The organism is Brevibacterium sp. K72 (assembly GCF_050562175.1).
GTDB classification, from domain to species: Bacteria; Actinomycetota; Actinomycetes; order Actinomycetales; family Brevibacteriaceae; genus Brevibacterium; species Brevibacterium casei.
Genome location: NZ_CP191582.1, coordinates 2,684,929 through 2,706,950 on the forward strand (window position 1 = coordinate 2,684,929; position 22,022 = coordinate 2,706,950).

The window sequence follows — 22,022 nt, forward strand, 5'->3', positions numbered from 1 at the left end:
GACTACGTGAGAGAATCGCCCCATGCCACGTTCGAACTCCTCGCGTCGCAGGAACAAATGGAGCGCACCCGCGCGCGACCTCACCGAGTCCGTGGGCGGTCTGCGGGTGAGCCGCGACCTGCCCGACGGAACCTGGTCGATCCAGCGTGTGGCCGCCAACTCCAGCGGCAAGGTCTACGTGTGCCCGGGCTGCGGACAGCAGGTCTCTGCGGCCACCGCGCACATCGTCGCCTGGCGTCAGGAGGCCTCCCACGGCGTCGACATCGGCGTCGACTCTCGTCGGCACTGGCACTCGAGGTGCTTCGAGCGGTTCCGCTGACACGCAACTCCGCTGACACGGAACTCCGCTGACACAGAACTCGGCTGACACGGAACGGGGCCCGCTCTGGTGAGCGGACCCCGTTCTCTTCAGTCGGTGAGGGCCTCATCAGCGGAGCGCGTCCGGCGGTACAGCAAGTCGTGCGCGGCCGAATGCGCTCAGCGCCTGAGCATCGTCAGCGCAGTGAGTTACGCGACCGTGCGGCCTTGGAGTTGGCCGGACGGTTTCCACCCTGACCGGAGCCGCCGGACTTCGGCGAACCCGAGACCTGCGCATCGATCGCGATCGTCTCGGCGTCGGTCGCGCCGTTGGGCAGATCCTCGGAGACAGTCTCGGACGCCTCGGTCTCCACCGAATCCTCCGCGTTCTCCGACTGCTCTGCAGCGGCATCCGCCGACTTCGCACCGGAGTTCTGGGAACCTGTGCCCTGCGCCGTCTGGGCGTCCGCCTCGGCGGCTCCCGTCTTCGAGGCACCGGACTTCCCGCCGTCGGCAGCCGACTTCTCGGCCGCCTCCTCGGCGGAATCGGCGGCGATGAGGTCGGCGAGAGCCTCCCCATCGGCGATCTGCTCGGTCGCGTGCGTGGCCGCTTCCGCCTTCGCGGGATCGACGGCGTCGCCGCCCATCACACCGGGCATCGCGAAGAGCGAACGGAGCTGGTCGAGCTGAGCTGTGATCGTCTTGCGCTGCTTGGTGAGCAGGTCGACCTGGGACTGCGCGGACTGGACGTTGCGCTTGGCTTCGGCGGCCGATTCCTCGATCGTCGCCTCGGCGGTGGCCCGAGCCTCGGAGATGAGCGTCTGTGCGCGGGCCTTGCCGTCGGCGATGATCTCATCGGCCTTCGTCACGGCCTCGGCGCGGGTCGTCTCGGCGCGCTCCGCGGCGGCCTTGGCATCCGCGTCGGCCTTCGCCGCGCGCGCCTGCGCCTCGTCGATGAGCTTCCGGTTCTCCGCCTGGGCGGCGTCGTAGCGCTTCTTGCGCTCGGCTTCTGCCTCCTGACGCTTCGTGGCGAGTTCGACGTCGAGGTCGTTCGCGGACTTCTTCGAGGCCTCGTCGCGGGACTTCGCGGCCGCGAGCAGTTCGTCGGCCTGAGCCTGGGCTGCGGCGATCGTCTCATCGGCCTGGGTCTTCGCCTCGGCGCGGAGGTCGGTCGCCTCCTTCTCGGCGGCGGCGCGCAGCTCCGCGAGTTCGTGCTCGAGGCTTTCGCGGGCCTCCTTCGACGCGGCGTCGTTGGCCTCCTTCGACTGCGCCGCCTCGCGTTCGGCGGTGGCCTTGAGCTCGGCCGCGCGCTTCTCTGCGGACTTCACGGCCTCCTCGGCGCGCAGCTCGGCGGAGCTGATGATCGCGTCGGCCTCGGACCGGGCGTTGTTGAGGGTGTCATTGCTCTCGGTGTGCATGCGCGCACGAGCAGACGCCGCCTCGGCGCGGGCCTTGTTCCGGATCGTCTCCGCATCCGAGTTCGCCTGGGCGAGGGTCTCCCGGGCCTGGGACTCGGCGATCTTGAGGAGGTGGTCGATGCGGCTTCCGGGGGGACCGGCCGCCTCGGCGTTCTCATTGGCGGCCTTCTTCAGCTGAGCCTTCGCCTCGGACAGCTCGCCGGCGATCTGGAGCTTCGCGCGATCGGCGTTGATGACCTGACTGCGCGCATCCGACAGCGCCTTCCGCACGGATTCGATCTCCGTGCGCAGCTGCTGCAGTCGGGAATCGACTTCGCTCTTCTCGTACCCGCGCATCGCTGTGCGGAATTCTTCGGTGGGCGTCACTGAAGCTGACTCCTGTCATGTCAAGGGGATCTGGTCATGCCTGCGCGGTCCCTACTCTATCGGACTCAAGATGAGTGTTGGGTCCGAATCCCCCTGCGGGCGACCGCCTCGGCGACCCCGGTGACGGAGGCCACATCGGCCTCGACTACCCTGTACTCAACAGCTCTCCGCTGCACGCGTCCCGCTGTTCGCGGAGCCACAGTCCTTCGAGGAGGAAACATGACTGAAGCAGTGATCGTCTCCGGTGCCCGCACCCCGTTCGGGCGGCTCCAGGGAGCGCTCGGAACGCAGACGGCGGTGAACCTCGGTGCCGCAGCGATCAAGGGAGCCCTCGAGAAGTCGGGCATCTCGGGAGACCAGGTCGACTACGTCATCATGGGCCAGGTCCTCCAGGCGGGCCTCGGTCAGGGTCCGGCCCGACAGGCCGCCGCCGAGGCGGGGATCCCCATGAGCGTTCCCGCGATCACGATCAACAAGCTCTGCCTCTCCGGCATCAACGCGATCACCCAGGCCGCACAGCTCGTGCGCGCCGGCGAGTACGACGTCGTCGTCGCCGGCGGGCAGGAGTCGATGACGCTCGCCCCGCACCTGCTCGAGAAGTCCCGCGCCGGATACAAGTACGGTGACGTCGTCGCCAAGGACCATATGGACTACGACGGTCTCTGGGACGCGTTCACCGACCAGGCCATGGGCGGACTGACCGAAGAGGCCAACAAGGGCGAGTCCGAGTTCTCCCGTGAGGAGCAGGACGCCTTCGCCGCGCAGTCGCATCAGCGGGCTGCTGCCGGCTGGGAGAAGGGCGCGTTCGAGGACGAGGTCGTGCCCGTGACGATCCGCTCCCGCAAGGGCGACGTCACCGTCGACACCGACGAGGGCGTGCGCCCGGACACGACGGTCGAATCGATGGCGAAGCTGCGCCCGGCCTTCCGCAAGGACGGGGCGATCACCGCGGGCAACGCCTCGCAGATCTCCGACGGCGCGGCCGCTGTCGTCGTCATGTCTCGGGAGAAGGCTGAGGAGCTCGGTGCGCCGATCCTCGCTGAGATCCGCGCCCACGGCTGGACGGCCGGACCCGACTCGACCCTTCAGCACCAGCCCTCGCAGGCGATCCGCAAGGCCGCCGAAGCCGAAGGCGTGGCCGCTGACTCCTTCGACCTCTACGAGATCAACGAAGCGTTCGCCGCCGTCGGCCTCGCGAGCACGAAGGACCTCGGCATCGATCCGGAGAAGGTCAACGTCAACGGGGGAGCGATCGCACTCGGTCACCCGATCGGGGCCTCCGGTGCCCGCATCGTCCTCACCCTTGCCCTCGAACTCCAGCGCCGAGGCGGCGGCACGGGTGTCGCTGCCCTCTGCGGTGGCGGCGGCCAGGGTGATTCGCTCATCATCACCGTTCCCGAACAGGGCTGAGTCCAGGGGAGGAGGTACCACCATGCTGCTCGCATTCTCTGTCGCCCCCAGCGGCGGCGAAGGCCCCGACGGCTCGGTCCATGAGGCCGTGGCCGCGGCGGTCGAAGTCGTCCGCGACTCCGGGCTGCCGAACCGTACAACGAGCATGTTCACCGAGATCGAAGGGTCGTGGGACGAGGTCTTCGACGTCGTCCGTCGAGCCACCGAGGCGGTCGCGCCGTTCGGGTCCCGGATCTCGCTCGTCATCAAGGCCGACATCCGTCCCGGGCACGAGGGAGAGATCGAGGGAAAGGTCGACCGCCTCGAGCAGGCGATCGACGCGCGGCGGAGAAACGACGGCTGACGCAGAAAAGCAGTGACGCAGATCTCAAATGGGTCTATCCTCGACTCAAGGACGAAGGAGGATGACCCATGAAGAATGGATCCGCGTATTTCACCACTGCCACTGCTCTGACCATGATCGCCCTGCTCGGGTTCATGATCGCAGGATTCTTCCCCGTCGCGGCCGAGGTCGCGTTCGGCGTCGAAGCCGCCGCGGTCATTCTCGCGCTCACGGGCGTCGTCATCCTCGCGATCATCACGGTCCGCAAGGCGCTCGAGAAGGCCGGCAGCACCCACTGACCCCGTTCGTCTCCGACGGCCCCGCTCCGACCCCGGCCACATGGCCGGAGTGGTCGGTGCGGGGCTGCTTTCGTCTGCCCGCTGCCCATCGGTTACGATGTGTGGGCCTCCGTAGCTCAGTCGGATAGAGCAACCGCCTTCTAAGCGGTAGGTCGCGGGTTCGAGCCCCGCCGGGGGCGCAGTGCGCAGGCAATTGAACCCCGTCACGGCGTGCCTGGTGGTGCTCAGCTGTGAAAACGTGGAAAGTGGATGCGTGATGACAGACAGCGGAAATGCCGTGACGCCACCGGTGGGCGGAGCACTGAGCGATATCGCGAAGAAGATCTCCGAGACCCGGTTCACCCTGCAGACCGACGACGCGGCAGACGGCCGCCGACTGCTTGGATCCCTGAGCTCGGAGATGGACGATTTCATCCTCCCGCGGATCAACCGCGCGCCGGCTCCTTTCCTCATCGCCGTCGGCGGTTCGACGGGGGCGGGGAAGTCGACACTGGTCAACTCGCTCATCGGCCGCACCGTCAGCCCCGCAGGCGTGCGTCGTCCCACGACCGCCAACCCGATCGTCATCCACAACCCGGCCGATGCGAAGCACTTCGAGACCGCGACGTTCCTCGGTGATCTGCCCCGCAGCTCCGACCCGGAGACGACGTCCCCGGCGCTCGTGCTCATCCCCGACGCCGACATCGCGCCGGGCACCGCCGTCCTCGACTGCCCCGACATCGACTCGATCGCCGAGTCCAACCGCGACCTCGCCCGCCGCATCCTCATGTGCGCCGACCTCTGGCTCTTCGTCACCACCGCCAACCGCTACGCCGACGCGGCTCCCTGGGCGCTCCTGCGCGAAGCCGCCGCCCGCAGCACCTCGGTCGCGCTCGTCCTCGACCGCGTTCCCCCCGAGGCGAACCGCGAAGTCCGGCACCACCTCTCCCACCTCCTCTCCGAGGCGGGGCTCGCGCAGTCACCGATCTTCTCTGTCGCCGAACTCCCGCTCGAGGACGGCCGGCTTCCGCACGCCGCTGTCTATCCGATCCAGTCGTGGATCCGCGAGGTCAGTGCCGAGTCCGAGTCCCGCGGCCGAATCCGTCGCCGCACGCTGTCCGGTGCGATCGCCTCCCTGCCCGGCCGGGTCGATGCCCTCGCCGAGGCGGCCCAATCCCAGGAGGACGCCCACGCCCACCTCGAGCGGATCGTCGATGAGCGCTTCCGCTCCGCCCACGAATCGCTGGCGACCGTCGTCACCGACGGCCGGATCCTCCACGGCGCCGTCAACGCCCGCTGGCAGGACTTCGTCGGCACGGGTCAGCTCTTCCGCGGACTCGAGCCCACGATGGCGCGGATGCGCGACCGCATCTCCGCGGCGGTGACCGGCAAGCACGACGCCGCCGCCCCGCTCCACATCGCAATCCTCCGGAGTGCGGCGATCACGCTGCGCGAGGCCGCCGTCGACGTCGTCGACGTCGTCGCCGACGACTGGCGGCGCACACCGGCAGGCGAGGCCCTCGTCACCTCCGAGCCGGCGCTGCGCGAACCCACCAGCGAACTCGAGGATCGAGTGAAAGCCGCGGTGAGCGGGTGGTCGAACGATGTCAACGCCCTCGTCCGGGACATCGGCCAAGGGAAGAAGTCGAAGGCTCGAATCCTCTCGTTCGGCGTCAGCGGGGTCTGCGCCGTCCTCGAGTACGCGACCTTCTGGGACCCGGCGCACACCTCGTCGAACGACAGTGCCTCACGTTCGGGCGCCGGAGTGGCACTGAGCCTGGCCGGAACGATCTTCGGCGAACAGGAGGCCGTCGACATCATCGGCTCGATCCGCGACCGCTTCCTCACCGCGGCCGCCGGCATCATCGGCGACTGCCGCACCCCATTCGACCAAGCACTACGACTGACAGCGGTTCCCACCAGGCAGTCCGGAGCCCTCCGCACTGCCGGTGCCCGCCTCGAGGAGGCACTGTGAACGATTCGGCCCAGTCCGAGATCCGCCGGCTCGCCGACGGTATCCGCCACGCGCTGGCGCTCGAGGACGACAGGATCAGCCCCGACGTGCGGGCCGATGCCTCCAGCCTGCTCGAGAGGGCCGACGACCGACTCGACCTCGGCGAGGACTTCACCGTCGTCGCCTTCGCCGGGTCGACCGGCTCGGGCAAGTCGTCGTTGTTCAACGCCGTGGCAGGCCTCGACATCGCCCGCGTCGGCGTGCGCAGGCCCACGACCTCGCGCCCGACGGCATGCGTCTGGGGCGAGGGCGGACAGGACATCCTCAATTGGCTGCGGGTCCCCGAGCGGAGTCGGACATGGCGCGAATCGGCGCTCGACGGCGACGACCAGCGCCGTCTCCACGGACTCATCCTCCTCGACCTGCCCGACCACGACTCCACGGCCGTCGAGCACCGGGTCGAGTCCGACCGCCTCGTCGGCCTCGTCGACGTCGTCTTCTGGGTCGTCGACCCGCAGAAGTACGCTGACTTCTCCCTCCACTCCGAGTACCTGACCAAGCTCGCCGAGAACAGTTCGAACATGGTCGTCGTCCTCAACCAGGTCGACAAGCTCAGCGTCGAGGAGCAGAAGGCCGCAGCCGCCCATCTGCGCCAGCTGCTCAACGAGGACGGACTCACCGACACCGAGGTGCGCCTGTCCTCTGCCGTGACTCGGCAGGGCATCCCGGAGATCCGGTCGATCCTCGCCGACACCCTCGACTCCAAGCAGGCAGCCGCCGAACGCCTCCTCTCCGACATGCAGGCGATGGCGCGGCGCATCCGAGCCGAACTCGGCGAGCCAGTGGCCACCCCCGACGAACTTCCGGGAGCATCGCACCTCGTCGAGACGATGTCGGAGGCTGCCGGTGTCGAGGCCGTCGCACAGACAGTCCACGACGACTACATCCGACGCGCCTACCGGCGCACCGGATACCCGCTGCTCGCGTGGATGCAGCGCAACGCCCCCGACCCGCTCGGCGCGAAGCACGGTCTGACCCGCGACGAACTCATCCGCGCCTCCGTCCCGGCGACGAGCAAGACGCAGAGCTCGCAGGTCCGCCTCATGGCCCACGACCTCATCACCGAATCCGTCTCGACGCTGCCTCGGCCATGGCAGACCGCGGCCGCGGAAGCGGAACGGGCAAGCACGAACCAGCTCGCCGACACCCTCGACTCGGCCGTCACGGCTGTGGATATCGAGCGGCGGACGCCGGGGTGGTGGGCGGTTGCCAACGCCCTGCAGATCATCTTCTTCCTCGCCACGATCATCGGCGCCCTCGGCCTCATCGTCGTCGCCGCGATCGCCGTCGCGACTCCAGGGGCGATGCCGTGGTGGGCGTGGGCGGCCTCGATCGGGGTCCTCGTCCTCGGCATCCTCGGCTCGATCATCACCTCGGTCGTCGCCAAGTCAGCCCGGAACAGAGGGGCAGACGAGGCTGCGGCCGCCGTCGACGCCGACCTGCGCTCGGCGGTCGCGCACGCGGCGCAGAGTTCGTACCTACAGCCGGTCAATGCGGTCATCGCCACCCATCGCGATGCGTATCAGCGACTCGCCTGACTCATCCTCACAGGCACGCTCACTCGTGTGCTCAGGCCCTGTGGACGCATAACCGTCGTCCACAGGGCCTTTTCGCATGCTCGACAGCTCAGCGTCGGCCGCGCTGTGCTGGAGGGACCCCTGGCGGGAGCGACCAGTAAGTTCCCGCCGACCCAGACCAGAGCGAGGAATGAGCAATGTCGAACATCCCCATCACCGTGTGCGGCACCGTCGCGACGCCCCCACAGGCCCGGACCCTGCCGACCGGACGCCCATGTGCGTCCTTCCGGCTCGCCGTCAACCACTGGCGGGTGGACAAGCAGACCGGGGAGTTCGTCAGCGACACGACCTCGTGGTTCGGCGTCGACTGCTACGGGTCGCTGGCGAGCAACGTGGGCTCCTCGGTCACCTTGGGTATGAGCGTCGTCATCCAAGGTCACCTGCGCATCCGCGAATGGGAGTCCCAGGAGCGTTCGGGAATCGCTCCGACGATCATCGCCGATCATCTCGGTCCGGACCTCCGCTTCGGAACCGCGAACTACGTCAAGGCCCAGGGAACGGCGTCGGGGAGGCAGTCGGCCCCGGCGCAGGAGGCGGAGGGCTCCGGATCAGGGTGGGACGCACTCCCGCGCGAGAACACAGGGGCTGCCGGCCGCACAGATTCCTTCGAACGCAGCGCTGCCGGGAGTACCGACGGAGCGCGCACCGAGACCTCCCGTTACGGCACCGCGTCGTCGGGCTACAGCAACGAAACCTCCGGTTACGGTGCCGAGTCGTCCGGATATGCCGCCGGTGGGTCCGCCGACGACGCCGAGGCAGGGGACAGTGTCGATGCCACGCGGGCAGGCACGTACCCGACGTGGCAGAGCGGCGCACCCGCGGGCGGTGATGACGAATCCGCTGACGGCGATGAAGCGGTGGCAGACGACAGCGACGACTCAGCCGCGCTCGATGACGACGACTCGACCCCGAGCGAGCGCGACGACATCGCCGGTGCGACCGCCGCCGCTGCGACACCGTTCTGAGCCCCCGGGGCCGGACTCGACCGGCGCTCCGCCGGGACGCGCACGACAGGACAGTCGCCGGGGCGCGGCGGGAGCAGGCGGCCAGACGCCGGAACGCCGACGACAGGACAGACGCCGGGACAGTCGACAGGACAGTCGCAAGGACAGTCGCCGGGGGCAGCGGGTCCGGGCGTCGGTGACGGGAGGGGAGGCGCGATCGGCTAGAGTGGAGGAGTTCGTGTTCGTCCTCACCGAGGTGATCCATGCGTCTCGTTCCCCTCTTGGGTGTCGCAGCCCTCTCCCTCGCCCTCTCAGGGTGCTCCCTGCTCGGATTGGACGACGACGCCGCGCCGACACCCAAGAAGTCGCAGGAGAAGCCTGCCGCCGAAGTCGACAAGGTCCTCAAAGCCGTCGAGCCGCTGACCGGCGACGAAGAGAAGATCCCCTCGACGAAGGAGTTCTTCGACACGATGATCGACGCCGGTTACAAGCCCGATCAGCTCGAGGCCACTCTCGACGCCTCGCCGCTGGGCAACGAGGTGCCCTCGAAGGTCTTCGGTGTGAAGACGAAGAAGGGCTGCGTGATCGGCGAGATCCGCAAGGGCAAAGCCACTGCTGAGCTCATGCCGCCGACCGAGTCGACCGGGGCGTGCCTCCTCGGCGCGGTCGATCGCCCCGAAGGCGTCGATGCTCCCAAGGGCGAACAGCGCGACCAGGACGGCGACGACAACGGCGCCGGTCACATGCCGGGGGAGAACATCACCGGTGACGACGCGGAGACGAACAGCCCCGAGCCCTCTCAGGGATCCTCGGATTCGGGCGGTTCCTCGTCCGGTGGGGGCTCGTCCTCGAGCGGTTCGGAGGGGTCGTCCGAAGGCTCCTCGGAGGGTGATTCGCCCTCGCTCGGCGGAGGCTAGACCAATTGGCACATGGGGTGCCCAACCGATAATCTGGGGCCACTATGGCCGAATTCATTTACACCATGCACAAGGCGCGCAAGGCGCACGGTGACAAAGTCATTCTCGACGACGTGTCGATGTCCTTCTACCCCGGGGCGAAGATCGGCATGGTCGGTCCCAACGGCGCCGGCAAGTCGACGATCCTCAAGATCATGGCCGGCCTCGAACAGCCCTCGAACGGCGAAGCCCGGCTGAGCCCCGGATACACGGTGGGCATCCTCATGCAGGAGCCGCCGCTCAACGAGAACAAGACCGTGCTCGGCAACGTCGAAGAGGGCGTGGGCGAGATCAAGGCCAAGCTCGACCGCTACAACGAGATCTCCGAGGAGATGGCGAATCCCGATGCGGACTTCGACGCCCTCATGGAGGAGATGGGCAAGCTCCAGGAGGCCATCGACGCCGCCGATGCGTGGGATCTCGACTCGCAACTCGAACAGGCCATGGACGCCCTCCGGTGCCCGCCGCCGGACGCCGACGTCAGCGTCCTCTCCGGTGGTGAGCGCCGTCGCGTGGCCCTGTGCAAGCTTCTCCTCGAGAAGCCGGACCTGCTCCTCCTCGACGAGCCGACGAACCACCTGGACGCGGAGTCGGTGCTCTGGCTCGAGCAGCATCTCAAGACGTACCCCGGCGCCGTCATCGCCATCACCCACGACCGGTACTTCCTCGATCACGTCGCCGAATGGATCGCCGAGGTCGACCGCGGCCACCTCTACCCGTACGAGGGCAACTACTCGACCTACCTCGAGAAGAAGCAGGAGCGCCTGCAGGTCCAGGGCAAGAAGGACGCGAAGCTGGCCAAGCGCCTCAAGGACGAACTCGAATGGGTGCGGTCGAACCCGAAGGCGAAGCAGACGAAGTCGAAGGCACGCCTCGCCCGCTACGAGGAGATGGCAGCCGAAGCCGAGAAGACCCGCAAGCTCGACTTCGAAGAGATCCAGATCCCGGCCGGCCCCCGCCTCGGCGACATCGTCATCGAAGCGAAGGACCTCGAGAAGGGATTCGACGGTCGCCTGCTCATCGACGGTCTGAGCTTCTCGCTGCCGCGCAACGGCATCGTCGGCGTCATCGGACCCAACGGCGTCGGCAAGTCGACGCTGTTCAAGACGATCGTCGGCCTCGAAGAGCTCGACGGGGGAGACCTCAAGGTCGGCGAGACCGTGAAGATCTCCTACGTCGACCAGTCACGCGGCGGCATCGACCCGGACAAGTCGCTGTGGGAGGTCGTCTCCGACGGACTCGACTTCATCCAGGTCGGAGCCGTGGAGATGCCCTCGCGTGCCTACGTCTCCGCGTTCGGCTTCAAGGGACCCGATCAGCAGAAGAAGGCCGGCGTCCTCTCCGGCGGTGAGCGCAATCGCCTCAACCTCGCGCTCACCCTCAAGCAGGGCGGCAACCTCCTCCTCCTCGACGAGCCGACGAACGACCTCGACGTCGAGACCCTGAGCTCGCTCGAGAACGCGCTCCTCGAGTTCCCCGGCTGCGCCGTGGTCGTCTCCCACGACCGCTGGTTCCTCGACCGCGTGGCCACCCACATCCTCGCGTGGGAGGGCACCGACGAGGACCCGGCCAAGTGGTACTGGTTCGAGGGCAACTTCGAAGCGTATGAGAAGAACAAGATCGACCGCCTCGGCGAGGAGGCCGCGCGTCCTCACCGGGTCACCCACCGTCGCCTCACCCGCGACTGAGCACTCAGCCGGCGGGAGCGCACCCCGACCGGTACGGCATCGGGCCCCAGCGGAATCCGCTGGGGCCCGATCGCATACCCGGCTCCGCGTCCGTCTGCGGGCTATAGGACAGAAAGTGTGTCTCGGATCAGGCTCGTGCCCAGCAATCCCAACGGCAATACCCGGTTTGCTTAGCTGATCGGGCTTAGCATCGATGGGGTGCTTGCAATCGACGTACATGCGTGATCTGTCAAACAAGGCTGAAGAAGAACGGCACGACCAGTGCTGGTACACCGAGGTACCGGTGCCCGAACTGCGGGGCCAGCAGCACCGGTACACGGGCCGTATCGACACGAAGAACCGAGCTGCGGGTCTTCCTCGACTGGCTACTCGGTCCCGCACCACAGACGGCTGTCGATCACTTCGGGTCGACCCGAACCTTCCGCCGCCGCACTCAATGGTGCTGGCGAATCGCCCCGACCGTGTCAGCGACTGGGGAGATCCATGACCAGATCATGCTCGATGGCACCTATTTCAACGGGTGGTGCGTCCTCATCGCCTACACCGGGGAGAAGGTCATTCACTGGCAGTGGTGTGATCGGGAGAAGACCGCGTCCTGGACGGCGTTGATCGCCCGTATCCCTGCCCCGAGATACGCCGTCGTCGATGGCAACGGTCCTTTGACCACTGTGATCGAGACGCTGTGGCCAGATACCCGCATCCAACGGTGTTTCTTCCATATCCGGCAGGCCGGACACCGGCACCTGACCCGGAATCCGAGCTTGCCGGCCAACCAGGAACTGTTGCGCCTGTACCAGGCGCTGCCGCGGGTTGACTCCCGCGATCAAGCAGCAGCGTGGTTGGCGGCGTTCGCGTCGTGGGAGGCGAAGTGGTCAAGGTTCCTCAAACACCGCACCAGGGCCAAAGACGCTGGTGCGAGGCCGGCGCATGTCCGTCGTGGACAGTCGTGGTGGTACACGCATCTGCGGACCCGTCGAGCGTATTTCTTCCTCTCACGGATCATCGCGAAAGGACACTTGTTCACCTGGTTGGATGCCGCTGACGAGGGTATCGAGCTCGCGCGGACGACGAACGCGTTAGAAGGCGGGATCAATGCGGGCATCAAAGGACTGCTGCGGGCACACCGCGGGTTGAGTGAGGGGCATGCCCGGCGTGGGGTGGACTGGTTCCTCTTCGAGAGGTCTCATCAGGCCGGGACGGGGTGGTCCTTGGTCGGGCCGGAGCATTGGGCACCGCCGAAGCGTGTGCGTGCTCCTCGTGAGGAGCCGATCGGACCGGTGGAGTACGGGACAGGGTTCTCGTGGGAAGACGGCATCGGCATCCAGAAGGGGTGGGGAGGACGACGCGGGTGACGCGCCCGGAAAAGACACACTTTCTGTCCTATAACCCCCGTCTGCCGCGCCGGCGCTGGTCAGGTGCACCGCACCGGCGCCGAGGCGGTCAGCCGTTGCGTCTGCGCGCCCGTCGGCCGCACCGGTTCCGGGTGGTCCGTCGCCCTCAGCGGGCGAACGAGTCGAAGATCCGACGCCACACGCGGTGGAGGAGGCGCAGCACCCAGCGGACGGCGATCGTGCCGAGGATGCCGATGACGAGGGCGAGCAGGGCGACGACGCCGAGGTGGAGGTCCGTGCGATCGCGGAGCATGAGCAGTGCGATCGAAGTGAGAACGAGACAGAGGGCGACGTTGACGAGCCGGCTGAGGATCGAGGAGAGGATCTCGATCATCGCTGTCTTCTCGTCGCTCACGGGGCGTCCTTGACTCGGACCATGCCCTCTTGGGCGACGGTCGCAAGCAGCTCTCCGTCGTGGGAGAAGATGCGCCCGTAGCCGAGTCCGCGACCGCCCCGGGCGGCCGGGGACTCCTGGACGTAGAGCATCCAGTCGTCGACGTGGACGCGTCGATGCCACCACATCGCATGGTCGAGGCTCGCCACCCGCAGGCCCGGGCTGCCCCACGAGAGTCCGTGCCGGCGCAGCACGGGTTCGAGGAGGTTGAAGTCGCTCGCGTATGCCAAGGCTGCGGCGTTGAGCACAGGGTCATCGCCGAAGTGGGCGCTGGCACGGAACCAGATGTGCTGCTCGGGCAGCTCGGTGTCGATCGTCGTCGCACCCGGAACGCCGAAGGGCTCGATCGGGCGGATGTCGAAAGGACGCTGGTTGAGCCATTCGGTGACCTGGACGGAATCGACGGCGGCGAGGAGTTCGCGCAGGTCGGGGGAGTCCTCGGGCCCCGGGATCCCGGTGGGCATCGTCTCAGAGTGCTCGAAGCCCGCCTGCTCCTCCTGGAACGAGGCGATGAGCGAGAGGATGGGCGCATCCTTCTGGTACGCGTGGACGCGCCGGGCGGAGAACGACCGGCCGTCGCGGAGGCGCTCGACACCGAACTCGATCGGCTCGGCGACATCGCCGGCGCGGAGGAAGTACCCGTGCAGGGAGTGGATGAGCCGGTCGGGCGGCAGGGTCGCGGCGGCGGCGGCGATGCACTGAGCGAGAACCTGTCCGCCGAAGACCCGACCATCGGGCTTGTACTGGCTGGGGCCGACGAAGAGGTCGGATTCCCTCGGCCCGGCATCGGAGTCGAGCCGACGCAGCTGCAGGAGTTCGTGCAGGCGTGCGACGTTCGCCTCGGCAGGTGACGGTTGGGAATCGCTCACATGGGCCTCCATGGGCAGGGACGGGTGACAACTCCCGATCCTATCGCGGACATCGTCAGGCCATCGAAGATGGCATCATGGACACATGCACAACGGCACCACGAATCCCCTTCTCGACGATTGCACCAGGGTCCTCCTCGAACTGAGATGGGGTGACATGGATGCCTACGGGCACGTCAACAACGTCACCCAGATGCAGCTGCTCGAGGAAGCCCGCGTGCGTGCCCTCGGCTCGCCCACGCAGAGCCGCGACGCTGTCGCCGCCCCCGGTGCCGCCGAGGTGGTCTCCGGCATTCCGATGCCCGAGGTCTTTGGGGCGGCCTCGGAGACGACCGAACTCCTCGTCGCCTCGCACGCCGTCGAGTACCGCAGCCCGATCGGCTACCGTCCCGGCCCGATCGCCGTCGACCTCGTCATCAGCGATGTCAGTCCCGCCTCGGTGACCATCGGCTATGTCGTCGTCGAACCCGACGGTTCGCGGGTCTACACCGTCGCCGAGACCGTCATCGCCTTCGTCGACCGGACCACGGGACGACCCCGCCGCCTCACCGAGGAGGAGGCCGCGGAACTCTCGGGCGTCGTGCGCGAACCGGTCCGACTGCGGAGCCTGCGGCGATGACGACTCTGGAGATCGCCGATGAGATGGCGATGCGCGACCTCGTCGCGTTCACGTCCCTTGCCCACCGCCTCGACCGCGACGGGGCGATGCGCCTCCAGGTCGTCTCGTCCGTCCTCGTCGTCTCCGTCGCCCCGCTCTACCCCCACGGCATCGGCGACTCGACCCCGCTCGTGCTCGCGATGCGCATGCAGCAGCTGGCCAGCCCGGAACTCGACGGCCTCGACGAGGTCGTCCCCCTCGCCGGCCTCACCGATCGCTTCGCCCGGCAGGACGGCGGCACCACTGTGCCGCTGCCGCCGACGACGATGCTCGTCTCCTGGGCGGGCATCTCCCCGCCCCGAGGGCCGTGGGAGAACACGGACGCCGTCACCGCGGAACAGCTGAGGTCGGCCGCCGAGGCGGGGATCGCCGAGGTGGGGGAGGGCACCCCCGAGGGCGCGGGCTCCCATGCGGTCAAGGCCCTGCGGGCCTCGGTGTGGTCCCGGCCCATCGAGGCTGCCGGCGGCACGGCGCTGCCGAGCGGGCTCGCATTCGCGGCCGACGGCCTGCGGTTCGTTCCGCCGGGCGCCGAGGCGGATGTCCCGGTGATGGAGAGCTCAGGATGGCTGCGCCTCGTCACCCCCGGCGGTCACCTGCTCACCCGGAAGGCGAGCTGAGGGATTCGCCCACGCGAGCGGCGGTCACCTGCTCACCCGACGATCGCGATGATGCCGGACCTGTTCAGGCCCCGGTGCTGTTCGTATTCACCATCGCGGTGGCCGCCCGCTGGAAGTAGTCCCAGAAGAGCTCGTCGTAGAGCGGGGGCAGCGCGACCTCGTCGAGGGCCGCGCGCATGGCCCGCAGCCAGCGGTCGCGGGCGTCGAAGTCGATGGGGAACGGGAAGTGGCGCATCCGCAGCCGCGGGTGGCCGCGCTCCTCCTGGTAGGTCGTCGGCCCGCCGAAGTATTGTTCGAGGAACATCTGCAGCCGGAGCTTGGCGCCGGTGAGCTCGTGGCCCTCCGGGTACATCGCGATGAGCGGCTCATCGGCGGCGACGTTGGCGTAGAAGGCGTCGACGAGGCGGGTGAACGTCTCGTGACCGCCGACCGCTGCGAAGATCGTGTCCGCGCTCGTGTTCTGGCTCATCTCCTGCTTCCCGTCCGTGGACCGTCCCCGGTGGAGGTCCCTTTCGCCCCCGCGCCGGCAGCGCCAGCTCCGGCAGCGCCCGTCCCGGCAGCGTGCTGGGTGGCGTCGCCGGTCGAGGCACCATCGTCGTCGGCGGACTCCCGGTGCGACTTCTTCTCGTGCGCGTCGGCGTCGGTGACCGAATCGTCCATCGACTTGATCCGCACGGCCTCGCTCGGGTCGGGCAGGGTGCGGAAGACCGTCTCCTGGGTGATCGGGATGTGGATGCCGCGACGGTCCATCTGCCGCTTGAGCTCGGCGCGGAAGGCGCGCGCGACCTTCCACTGCTGGTTCGGCTTCGTCTTGAGCACGGTGCGGATGACCTGCGATTCGGCCGACAGGGACTCGACGCCCCAGATCTCCGGCGGTTCGAGGATGGCGTCGGCGATCTCCGGGTCCTTCTCGATCTCCTTCGTCGTGTCCTCGATGACCGAGGCGTAGGTCGCGACCGTGGTGTTGTAGGCGATGGGGATGTCGAGGACGGCCCGCGCCCAGCCCTGGGACTGGTTGCCGACGCGGAGGATCTCACCGTTGCGCACATGCCACAGGGTGCCGTCGAGGCCGCGGACCTGGGTGGTGCGCAGTCCGACGTCCTCGACGACGCCGATCGCCTCGCCGAGGTCGACCGAGTCGCCGATCCCGTACTGGTCCTCGATGACCATGAAGAACCCGGACAGGTAGTCCTTGACCAGTGCCTGCGCGCCGAAGCCGATCGCGACACCGGCGATGCCGGCCGAGGCGAGGATCGGGCCGACGTTGAAGTTGAGTTCGCTGAGCACGATGAGGCCGGCGACGATCGCGATGACGATCGACGTCACCGAGGAGAGCATCCGCCCCACGGTCTCCGCTCGCTGCGCCCGTCTCTCCCGGATCGTCGCCTGATCGATGCCGGTGAACTGCGACTCCATCGCCGAGGTGGAGAAGCGCGAGTTCGGCTTCGAACTGTCGACGGTGCCTTTGGCCACGCTCGCGGCGAACCGTCGGATGACGATGCGCATGAGGAAGTTGAGCAGCAGGGCGCCGACGATGACGATCGTCACCCGCAGCGGGACGTCGAGGAGGAAGCTCCAGTCGATCTGCGCGGCGGAGAGCAGGGTGGTCTGCAGTGAGTCAGGTGTCATGATGCCATCGACCCTATCGGCTGTTCTTGGACAGGTCCTCAATGTCGCTGGACGTCCGCTGAGCCGCCAGCGCCCGCTCGGCATCGGCGAGGTTCTCCCGCATCAGCCGCAGCAGACCCTTCGGTGCCGCCGGGTGCTCCTCGAGCCAGGTCCGGGCCGCGGCCACGGTCTGCGCACTCGCCGGCGGGAACAGCCGCAGGGTCATCGTCTGCACCATCTCAAGCGTGCGGGTTTCCCACCAGCCGGAGATCCGCTGGAAATATTCGGTCGCGAAGTCCTGCAGCGGCGCCTCGGCGGGGATGAGCTCCCCGTCACCGGTCTGCAGTCCCATCGCGAACCCGGCCGCAAGCGCTCCGAGCTCCGAGTTCGGCATCTCGATCTCGTCGATCATCCGGGTGAAGGCGCTCGACTTCGCCGCCGAGGTGGCCCGAGCGGCCCGGGCCGTCGCCGCCTGCCGCTGGCCGGTGGCGCTGGGATCGGCGGCGGCCATGTCCGCAATCGCCGATTCGTCGACCGCCTCGTGGTTGGACAGGGCGATGAGCAGATCCCACCTCAGATCGGTGTCGATCGTGATGCCTCCGACCTCCTGCGCGTCGAGCCACCTGCGCAGCGTCTCGATCTGCTCCTCGGACTCCGCGTGGCGGATGATCCCGCGGAAGAACTGGAACGCCTGGTCCGTGCCCGCCGGGGCCGCCTCGAAGAGCTCGCCGAGGCGGTCGGCGATGCGCGTGTGGGCTTCCGCGCGCTCGGCCGGGGGCAGGTAGGCCCCGACCGCGGTCTCGAGCTGACGCATCTGCGTGAGCAGGCCCGAGGAGTGGGTGATCGCGGCGAGGTGGCTCAGCAGCGTGTCGATGTAGTCCCGGGCAGGGATCTCTGCGTCGCGCACCCCGTCCCACAGCGTGCTGAGCACGAGGAGCTGGGTGAGCGAGTCGTCGAAGTCCGACAGCCGTGCCGTCGCGGTCGCCAAGCTCTCCGCATCGAACCGGACCTTCGCATACGTGAGGTCGGCGTCGTTGACGACGATGACTGCCGGCCGGGGCACACCGACGGCCTCGGGCACGTCCGCCTCGGCGGAGTCGAGGTCGAGGGGGAAGGTGTGGGTGCGCACGAGGCGCCCCTCGCCGTTGTCGGAGTAGAAGCCGATCGCCAGGCGGTGCGGGCGCAGGGACGGCTCCGGCTGTCCTTCGATCGTCCACGGCTTCTGGGTCACCGTGAGCCGCTCGACCACCTCGGCGCCGGAGTCGGCGGAGGGACCGTAGGCCACGTCGGCTTCAATGAGGTTGACCCCGGACTCCTCGAGCCAGAGCTTCGACCATGTCGTGAGGTCGCGCCCGCTCGTCGCCTCGAGTTCGCGCAGCAGGTCGCCCAGCTCCGTGTTCGACCACGCGTGCGTGTCGAAGTAGGTCTTCAGGCCCGCGAAGAACTCGGCGCGGCCGACCCAGGCGACGAGCTGCTTGAGCACCGAGGCGCCCTTGGCGTAGGTGATGCCGTCGAAGTTGACCTCGACGTCGGCGAGGTCCTCGATGGGGGCGACGATGGGGTGGGTGCTCGGCAGCTGGTCCTGCCGGTACGCCCAGGACTTCTCGATCGTCGCGAACGTCGTCCAGGCATCGGAGTACTTCGTCGCCTCGGCCGTGGCCAGCGTCGACATGAACTCGGCGAAGGACTCGTTGAGCCACAGGTCGTTCCACCAGCGCATCGTCACGAGGTCGCCGAACCACATGTGGGCGAGCTCGTGGAGGACGGTGACCGTGCGGCGCTCGACGAGTGCCTCGGTGGGCCGGGAGCGGAAGATGTAGTTCTCGAGGATCGTCACCGCACCGGCGTTCTCCATCGCCCCGGCATTGAACTCGGGGACGAAGAGCTGATCGTACTTCTCGAACGGGTAGGGCACCCCGAACTCGCGTTCGAAGAACTCGAAGCCCGCGCGGGTGACGGCGAAGAGGTTCTCCGCGTCGAGGTGCTCGAAGAGGGACTCACGGCAGTAGAGCCCGAGCGGCACGGGCTGTCCGTCGGAGGAGACGAGCTCGGAGTGGACGCTGCGGTAGGGGCCGGCGACGATCGCGGTGATGTAGGACGAGATCGGGGTGGTCGGGGCGAACTGCCACACGGCCATGTCCTCGGCCGCGGCCTCCTCGGCGTCGAGGTCGGAGAGGATCTCCGCAGGGTCCCCAGGGGTCGGGGTCGGAGAGTTCGAGACGACCGTCCACTGCTCCGGAGCGATGACGGTGAAGGAGAACGGCGCTTTGAGGTCGGGCTGCTCGAAGACCGGGAAGACGCGGCGAGCATCGGGGACCTCGAACTGGGAGTAGAGGTAGACCGCGTCGTCGATGGGGTCGACGAAGCGGTGCAGGCCCTCACCGGTGTTCATGTAGAAGAAGTGCGCGTCGATGACGAGTTCGTTCTCCGCGGCGAGCCCGGCGAGGGTGATGCGGGAGGGGGAGACGACCTCGCCGATCTCGAGGTCGAGCCCGTTGAGCTGGACGCGTTCGACGCTTGCGGTGATCGCGTCGATGAAGGTCTCGGATTCGGGATCGGCGGTGAACCGGATCCGGGACCGGACGCGGAAGGACTCGCCGACCCCGGTGAGGATGAGGGTGTGCTCGTAGCTCTGCACGGTGATGTGGGACGAACGCGACCTGGCTTCTTCACGGGTGAGGTTGTACTGGGGCACTGGCTGGCGACCTCCGCATCGGGTCCGGGTGTGTTTGTCGTCATTCTGTCATGGACGCCCGGTGACGCGGACCCATGGGACGGGTGGGCGCCGACTTGGTAGATTGGCCTCGGAGATCGCGGAGGCCGCTGCGGCCCCCGCCGCCGCTGAGAACGAGGAGTGAGAATGAGCAGAGAGACCCTTGACCTGTGGTTCGACACGGCGTGCCCCTGGGCGTGGATGACCTCCCGGTGGGCCCTCGAGGTCGCGAAGGTCCGCGATGTCGACGTCCGCTTCCACCCGATGAGCCTCAACATCCTCAACCGGGATCGTGAGCTGCCCGAGGACTACCGGGAGCTCATCGACCGCACCCTGGGACCGATGCGCGTGGTCACAGCGGCGATCGCCGAACACGGGGAGGAGATCGCCGAACCGCTCTACACCGCGATCGGCACCCGCATCCACCCCGGTGGGGAGAAGGACTTCGACAAGGCCGTCGCCGAGGCGCTCGCTGAGCTCGATCTTCCGACCTCCCTGATGGACTACGCCGACCGCGACGACTACGACGCCACCCTGCAGGCCTCCCACGACGAGGCGCTCGCGCTCGTCGGCGACGACGTCGGCACCCCGGTCTGCCGGGTCGCCGGCACCGCATTCTTCGGTCCCGTCGTCACGCCCGCTCCGAAGGGCGAGGACGCCGGTCGCCTCTTCGACGGCGTCCTCGCCGTCGCCTCGACGCCGGGCTTCTTCGAGCTCAAGCGCACCCGGGACCAGGGTCCCGTCTTCGACTGACGAGACCGCCGCCCAGGGGCGGCGCCCGTCTCCCGGCACCCCCGGGAACCACCGCAGCCCGGACAGCCCGGGACCCGCACCCCGGCCAGGCCGGGAACGAAAGGAACATGATGAAGGTCCACCTCGGAACCGACCACGCTGGGTTCGAGTTCAAGGAGATCCTCAAGGGCCACCTCGGCCAGGCCGGCTATGAGGTCATCGACCACGGTGCGCTCGAGTACGACGCCCTCGATGACTACCCGGCGTTCTGCATCGCCGCCGCCCAGGCCGTCGTCGACGATCGGGCGGCGGGACTCGACTCGCTCGGCGTCGTCATCGGCGGCTCCGGCAACGGGGAGCAGATGGCGGCCAACCTCGTCACCGGGGCGCGGGCGGCACTGGCCTGGAATCCGGAGATCGCCAAGCTCGCCCGCGAGCACAACGATGCGCAGATCGTCGCCGTCGGCGCCCGCCAGCATTCGGAGGCCGAGGCGCTGGCGATCGTCGACGCCTTCCTCACCACGCCGTTCTCCGGCGACGAGCGGCACTCGCGACGCATCGGCATCATGGCCGCCTACGAGGACGACGGTCAGGCCGGGCTGTGAACATCGCGGGCGCGAGGGCCGGTGTGAGGGGCCGGGCATGAGGATCGAGGGGGCGGTGCTGCGGGAGATGCGGCGCCCGCAGCCCTATGCCGACTCGCGGCCGCTGACGGTCGAACCGCTCGACCTCGACGACCCGGGCCCCGGCGAGGTCCGCATCCGGCTCACCGCCGCCGGGGTCTGCCACTCCGACCTCTCCGTCGTCAACGGCAACCGCCCGCGGCCCCTGCCGATGCTCCTCGGTCACGAAGGCGCAGGCGTCGTCGAGGCCCTCGGCGAGGGGGTCGACGACCTCGAGATCGGCGAGCAGGTCGTCACGGTCTTCCTGCCCCGCTGCGGGGTGTGCGCCAACTGCCTCACCGACGGCAAGCTGCCGTGCATCCCCGGCAGCGCGACGAACGCGGCCGGCACCCTGCCCTTCGACGGACACAGGGTCCGCCTCCACGACGAGAAGGGCGCCGAGGTGCTCCACCACCTCGGCGCCTCCGTGTTCGCCACGCACGCCGTCGTCAACCGGGCCTCCCTCGTGCCCGTCGGCGACGATGTGCCCGCCCCGATCGCCGCGGTCCTCGGCTGTGCGGTGCTCACCGGCGGAGGGGCCGTGCTCAACGCGGGAGCCCCCGGACCTGAGGACGAGGTGATGATCGTCGGCCTCGGCGGGGTCGGGATGGCCGCCCTCATCACGGCGCTCTCGATCGAGACCGCCGGCGTCATCGGCGTCGATGCCAACCCCGACAAACTCGAGGCTGCGAAGGAACTCGGAGCCGTCGAGGCGTACACTCCCGAGACCCTGGGGGAGCGGAAGGCCCCGATCGTCATCGAATGCGTCGGTCATCCGCGCGCGTTCGAGACCGCATTCGCGGCCACCGCCGTCGGCGGGACGACGGTCACCGTCGGCCTGCCCTCCCCGGACGCGGAAGCCCGCATCACCCCGGTGACGCTCACCGCCGAGGCCCGCACGGTCGTCGGGTCCTACCTCGGTTCGGCCGTGCCCAGCCGGGACATCCCGATCTACGCGCAGCTGTGGCGGGAGGGGAAGCTGCCGGTCGAGGAGCTCATCTCCGACACCGTTGCGCTCTCCGAGATCAACACGGCCTTCGACGCCCTCGCCGAGGGGCGCGTCATCCGGCAGGTCATCGACTTCACCCGGTGAGTCGACCGGTCATCG

General features: G+C 68.4%; 21 protein-coding genes and 1 tRNA gene. 16 read left to right on the forward strand and 6 right to left on the reverse strand.

The genetic code is table 11. The annotated features are described in order from the left end of the window. The first annotated feature begins 22 nt into the window (after nt 1–22). The gene (locus ACQ1RG_RS12040; protein WP_009375332.1) at nt 23–319 is read left to right on the forward strand and encodes a hypothetical protein; all 297 of its coding nucleotides are present in this window, start codon (nt 23–25) and stop codon (nt 317–319) included. 175 nt (nt 320–494) lie between these two features. Here ACQ1RG_RS12040 and ACQ1RG_RS12045 read toward each other — a convergent pair whose 3' ends face one another. After that, complete coding sequence (locus tag ACQ1RG_RS12045) at nt 495–2,081, reverse strand: hypothetical protein (protein ID WP_009375334.1); 1,587 nt, start codon at nt 2,079–2,081, stop codon at nt 495–497. 219 nt (nt 2,082–2,300) lie between these two features. Between ACQ1RG_RS12045 and ACQ1RG_RS12050 the strand changes: the two genes are divergently transcribed. The 10 genes from ACQ1RG_RS12050 (at nt 2,301) to ACQ1RG_RS12095 (ending at nt 12,622) form a co-directional block, all read left to right on the forward strand. Beyond that, nucleotides 2,301–3,491 (forward strand): acetyl-CoA C-acetyltransferase, encoded by a 1,191-nt coding sequence (locus tag ACQ1RG_RS12050; RefSeq protein WP_009375337.1) that lies wholly within the window; start codon nt 2,301–2,303, stop codon nt 3,489–3,491. Nucleotides 3,492–3,513: 22 nt separating this feature from the next. Next, nucleotides 3,514–3,834: a thiamine-binding protein gene (locus ACQ1RG_RS12055; RefSeq protein ID WP_009375338.1), complete on the forward strand. Its 321-nt coding sequence runs from the start codon at nt 3,514–3,516 to the stop codon at nt 3,832–3,834. A 68-nt stretch (nt 3,835–3,902) separates the two neighbouring features. Then, nucleotides 3,903–4,112, forward strand: a complete 210-nt coding sequence (locus ACQ1RG_RS12060) for a hypothetical protein (protein WP_009375340.1) — start codon at nt 3,903–3,905, stop codon at nt 4,110–4,112. A 105-nt stretch (nt 4,113–4,217) separates the two neighbouring features. Then, nucleotides 4,218–4,291: transfer RNA gene (locus ACQ1RG_RS12065), tRNA-Arg, on the forward strand. 77 nt (nt 4,292–4,368) lie between these two features. Further along, the gene (locus ACQ1RG_RS12070) at nt 4,369–6,066 is read left to right on the forward strand and encodes a dynamin family protein (RefSeq protein ID WP_231882217.1); all 1,698 of its coding nucleotides are present in this window, start codon (nt 4,369–4,371) and stop codon (nt 6,064–6,066) included. Continuing rightward, nucleotides 6,063–7,643: a GTPase gene (locus ACQ1RG_RS12075; protein WP_259787510.1), complete on the forward strand. Its 1,581-nt coding sequence runs from the start codon at nt 6,063–6,065 to the stop codon at nt 7,641–7,643. The genes ACQ1RG_RS12070 and ACQ1RG_RS12075 overlap by 4 nt, the downstream gene beginning before the upstream one ends. Before the next feature lie 176 nt (nt 7,644–7,819). Then, the gene (locus ACQ1RG_RS12080; RefSeq protein ID WP_430600144.1) at nt 7,820–8,647 is read left to right on the forward strand and encodes a single-stranded DNA-binding protein; all 828 of its coding nucleotides are present in this window, start codon (nt 7,820–7,822) and stop codon (nt 8,645–8,647) included. A gap of 242 nt (nt 8,648–8,889) precedes the next feature. Continuing rightward, nucleotides 8,890–9,543, forward strand: a complete 654-nt coding sequence (locus ACQ1RG_RS12085; RefSeq protein ID WP_009375349.1) for a DUF6993 domain-containing protein — start codon at nt 8,890–8,892, stop codon at nt 9,541–9,543. A 44-nt stretch (nt 9,544–9,587) separates the two neighbouring features. After that, the gene (gene ettA / locus ACQ1RG_RS12090) at nt 9,588–11,270 is read left to right on the forward strand and encodes an energy-dependent translational throttle protein EttA (protein ID WP_009375351.1); all 1,683 of its coding nucleotides are present in this window, start codon (nt 9,588–9,590) and stop codon (nt 11,268–11,270) included. Nucleotides 11,271–11,491: 221 nt separating this feature from the next. After that, a complete protein-coding gene (locus ACQ1RG_RS12095) occupies nt 11,492–12,622 on the forward strand; it encodes an IS1249 family transposase (protein ID WP_144589524.1) in 1,131 nt (376 codons plus the stop codon). A gap of 145 nt (nt 12,623–12,767) precedes the next feature. Here the strand turns inward: ACQ1RG_RS12095 and ACQ1RG_RS12100 are convergent, their stop codons facing one another. Both ACQ1RG_RS12100 and ACQ1RG_RS12105 read right to left on the reverse strand, forming a co-directional pair. Further along, nucleotides 12,768–13,016 carry a hypothetical protein gene (locus ACQ1RG_RS12100; RefSeq protein WP_009375352.1) on the reverse strand — a complete coding sequence of 83 codons (249 nt, stop codon included), beginning with the start codon at nt 13,014–13,016 and terminating at the stop codon, nt 12,768–12,770. Continuing rightward, nucleotides 13,013–13,924: an acyl-CoA thioesterase gene (locus ACQ1RG_RS12105; RefSeq protein ID WP_259787511.1), complete on the reverse strand. Its 912-nt coding sequence runs from the start codon at nt 13,922–13,924 to the stop codon at nt 13,013–13,015. The genes ACQ1RG_RS12100 and ACQ1RG_RS12105 overlap by 4 nt, the downstream gene beginning before the upstream one ends. Nucleotides 13,925–14,009: 85 nt before the next feature. Between ACQ1RG_RS12105 and ACQ1RG_RS12110 the strand changes: the two genes are divergently transcribed. Together ACQ1RG_RS12110 and ACQ1RG_RS12115 are read left to right on the forward strand one after the other, a co-directional pair. Continuing rightward, nucleotides 14,010–14,543 (forward strand): acyl-CoA thioesterase, encoded by a 534-nt coding sequence (locus ACQ1RG_RS12110; protein ID WP_009375365.1) that lies wholly within the window; start codon nt 14,010–14,012, stop codon nt 14,541–14,543. After that, nucleotides 14,540–15,199 (forward strand): hypothetical protein, encoded by a 660-nt coding sequence (locus tag ACQ1RG_RS12115; protein WP_009375366.1) that lies wholly within the window; start codon nt 14,540–14,542, stop codon nt 15,197–15,199. The genes ACQ1RG_RS12110 and ACQ1RG_RS12115 overlap by 4 nt, the downstream gene beginning before the upstream one ends. Before the next feature lie 64 nt (nt 15,200–15,263). Here ACQ1RG_RS12115 and ACQ1RG_RS12120 read toward each other — a convergent pair whose 3' ends face one another. From ACQ1RG_RS12120 to pepN, 3 genes are read right to left on the reverse strand one after another with little or no spacing between them, the layout of a single operon-like run. Continuing rightward, nucleotides 15,264–15,668, reverse strand: coding sequence for a globin (locus tag ACQ1RG_RS12120; RefSeq protein WP_009375368.1), 405 nt, complete (start codon nt 15,666–15,668; stop codon nt 15,264–15,266). Then, complete coding sequence (locus ACQ1RG_RS12125) at nt 15,665–16,828, reverse strand: mechanosensitive ion channel family protein (protein ID WP_009375370.1); 1,164 nt, start codon at nt 16,826–16,828, stop codon at nt 15,665–15,667. Before ACQ1RG_RS12125 ends, ACQ1RG_RS12120 begins: the two co-directional genes overlap by 4 nt. 13 nt (nt 16,829–16,841) lie before the next feature. Next, nucleotides 16,842–19,502, reverse strand: coding sequence for an aminopeptidase N (gene pepN / locus ACQ1RG_RS12130; protein ID WP_167560739.1), 2,661 nt, complete (start codon nt 19,500–19,502; stop codon nt 16,842–16,844). A 165-nt stretch (nt 19,503–19,667) separates the two neighbouring features. Here pepN and ACQ1RG_RS12135 point away from each other — a divergent pair, with 165 nt between their 5' ends. The 3 genes from ACQ1RG_RS12135 (at nt 19,668) to ACQ1RG_RS12145 (ending at nt 22,007) form a co-directional block, all read left to right on the forward strand. Next, complete coding sequence (locus ACQ1RG_RS12135; RefSeq protein WP_167560737.1) at nt 19,668–20,273, forward strand: disulfide bond formation protein DsbA; 606 nt, start codon at nt 19,668–19,670, stop codon at nt 20,271–20,273. A 110-nt stretch (nt 20,274–20,383) separates the two neighbouring features. Beyond that, nucleotides 20,384–20,857 carry a ribose-5-phosphate isomerase gene (locus tag ACQ1RG_RS12140; protein WP_430600145.1) on the forward strand — a complete coding sequence of 158 codons (474 nt, stop codon included), beginning with the start codon at nt 20,384–20,386 and terminating at the stop codon, nt 20,855–20,857. Between the two features lie 37 nt (nt 20,858–20,894). Next, nucleotides 20,895–22,007 (forward strand): alcohol dehydrogenase catalytic domain-containing protein, encoded by a 1,113-nt coding sequence (locus ACQ1RG_RS12145; protein WP_167560735.1) that lies wholly within the window; start codon nt 20,895–20,897, stop codon nt 22,005–22,007. Nucleotides 22,008–22,022 lie beyond the last annotated feature (15 nt).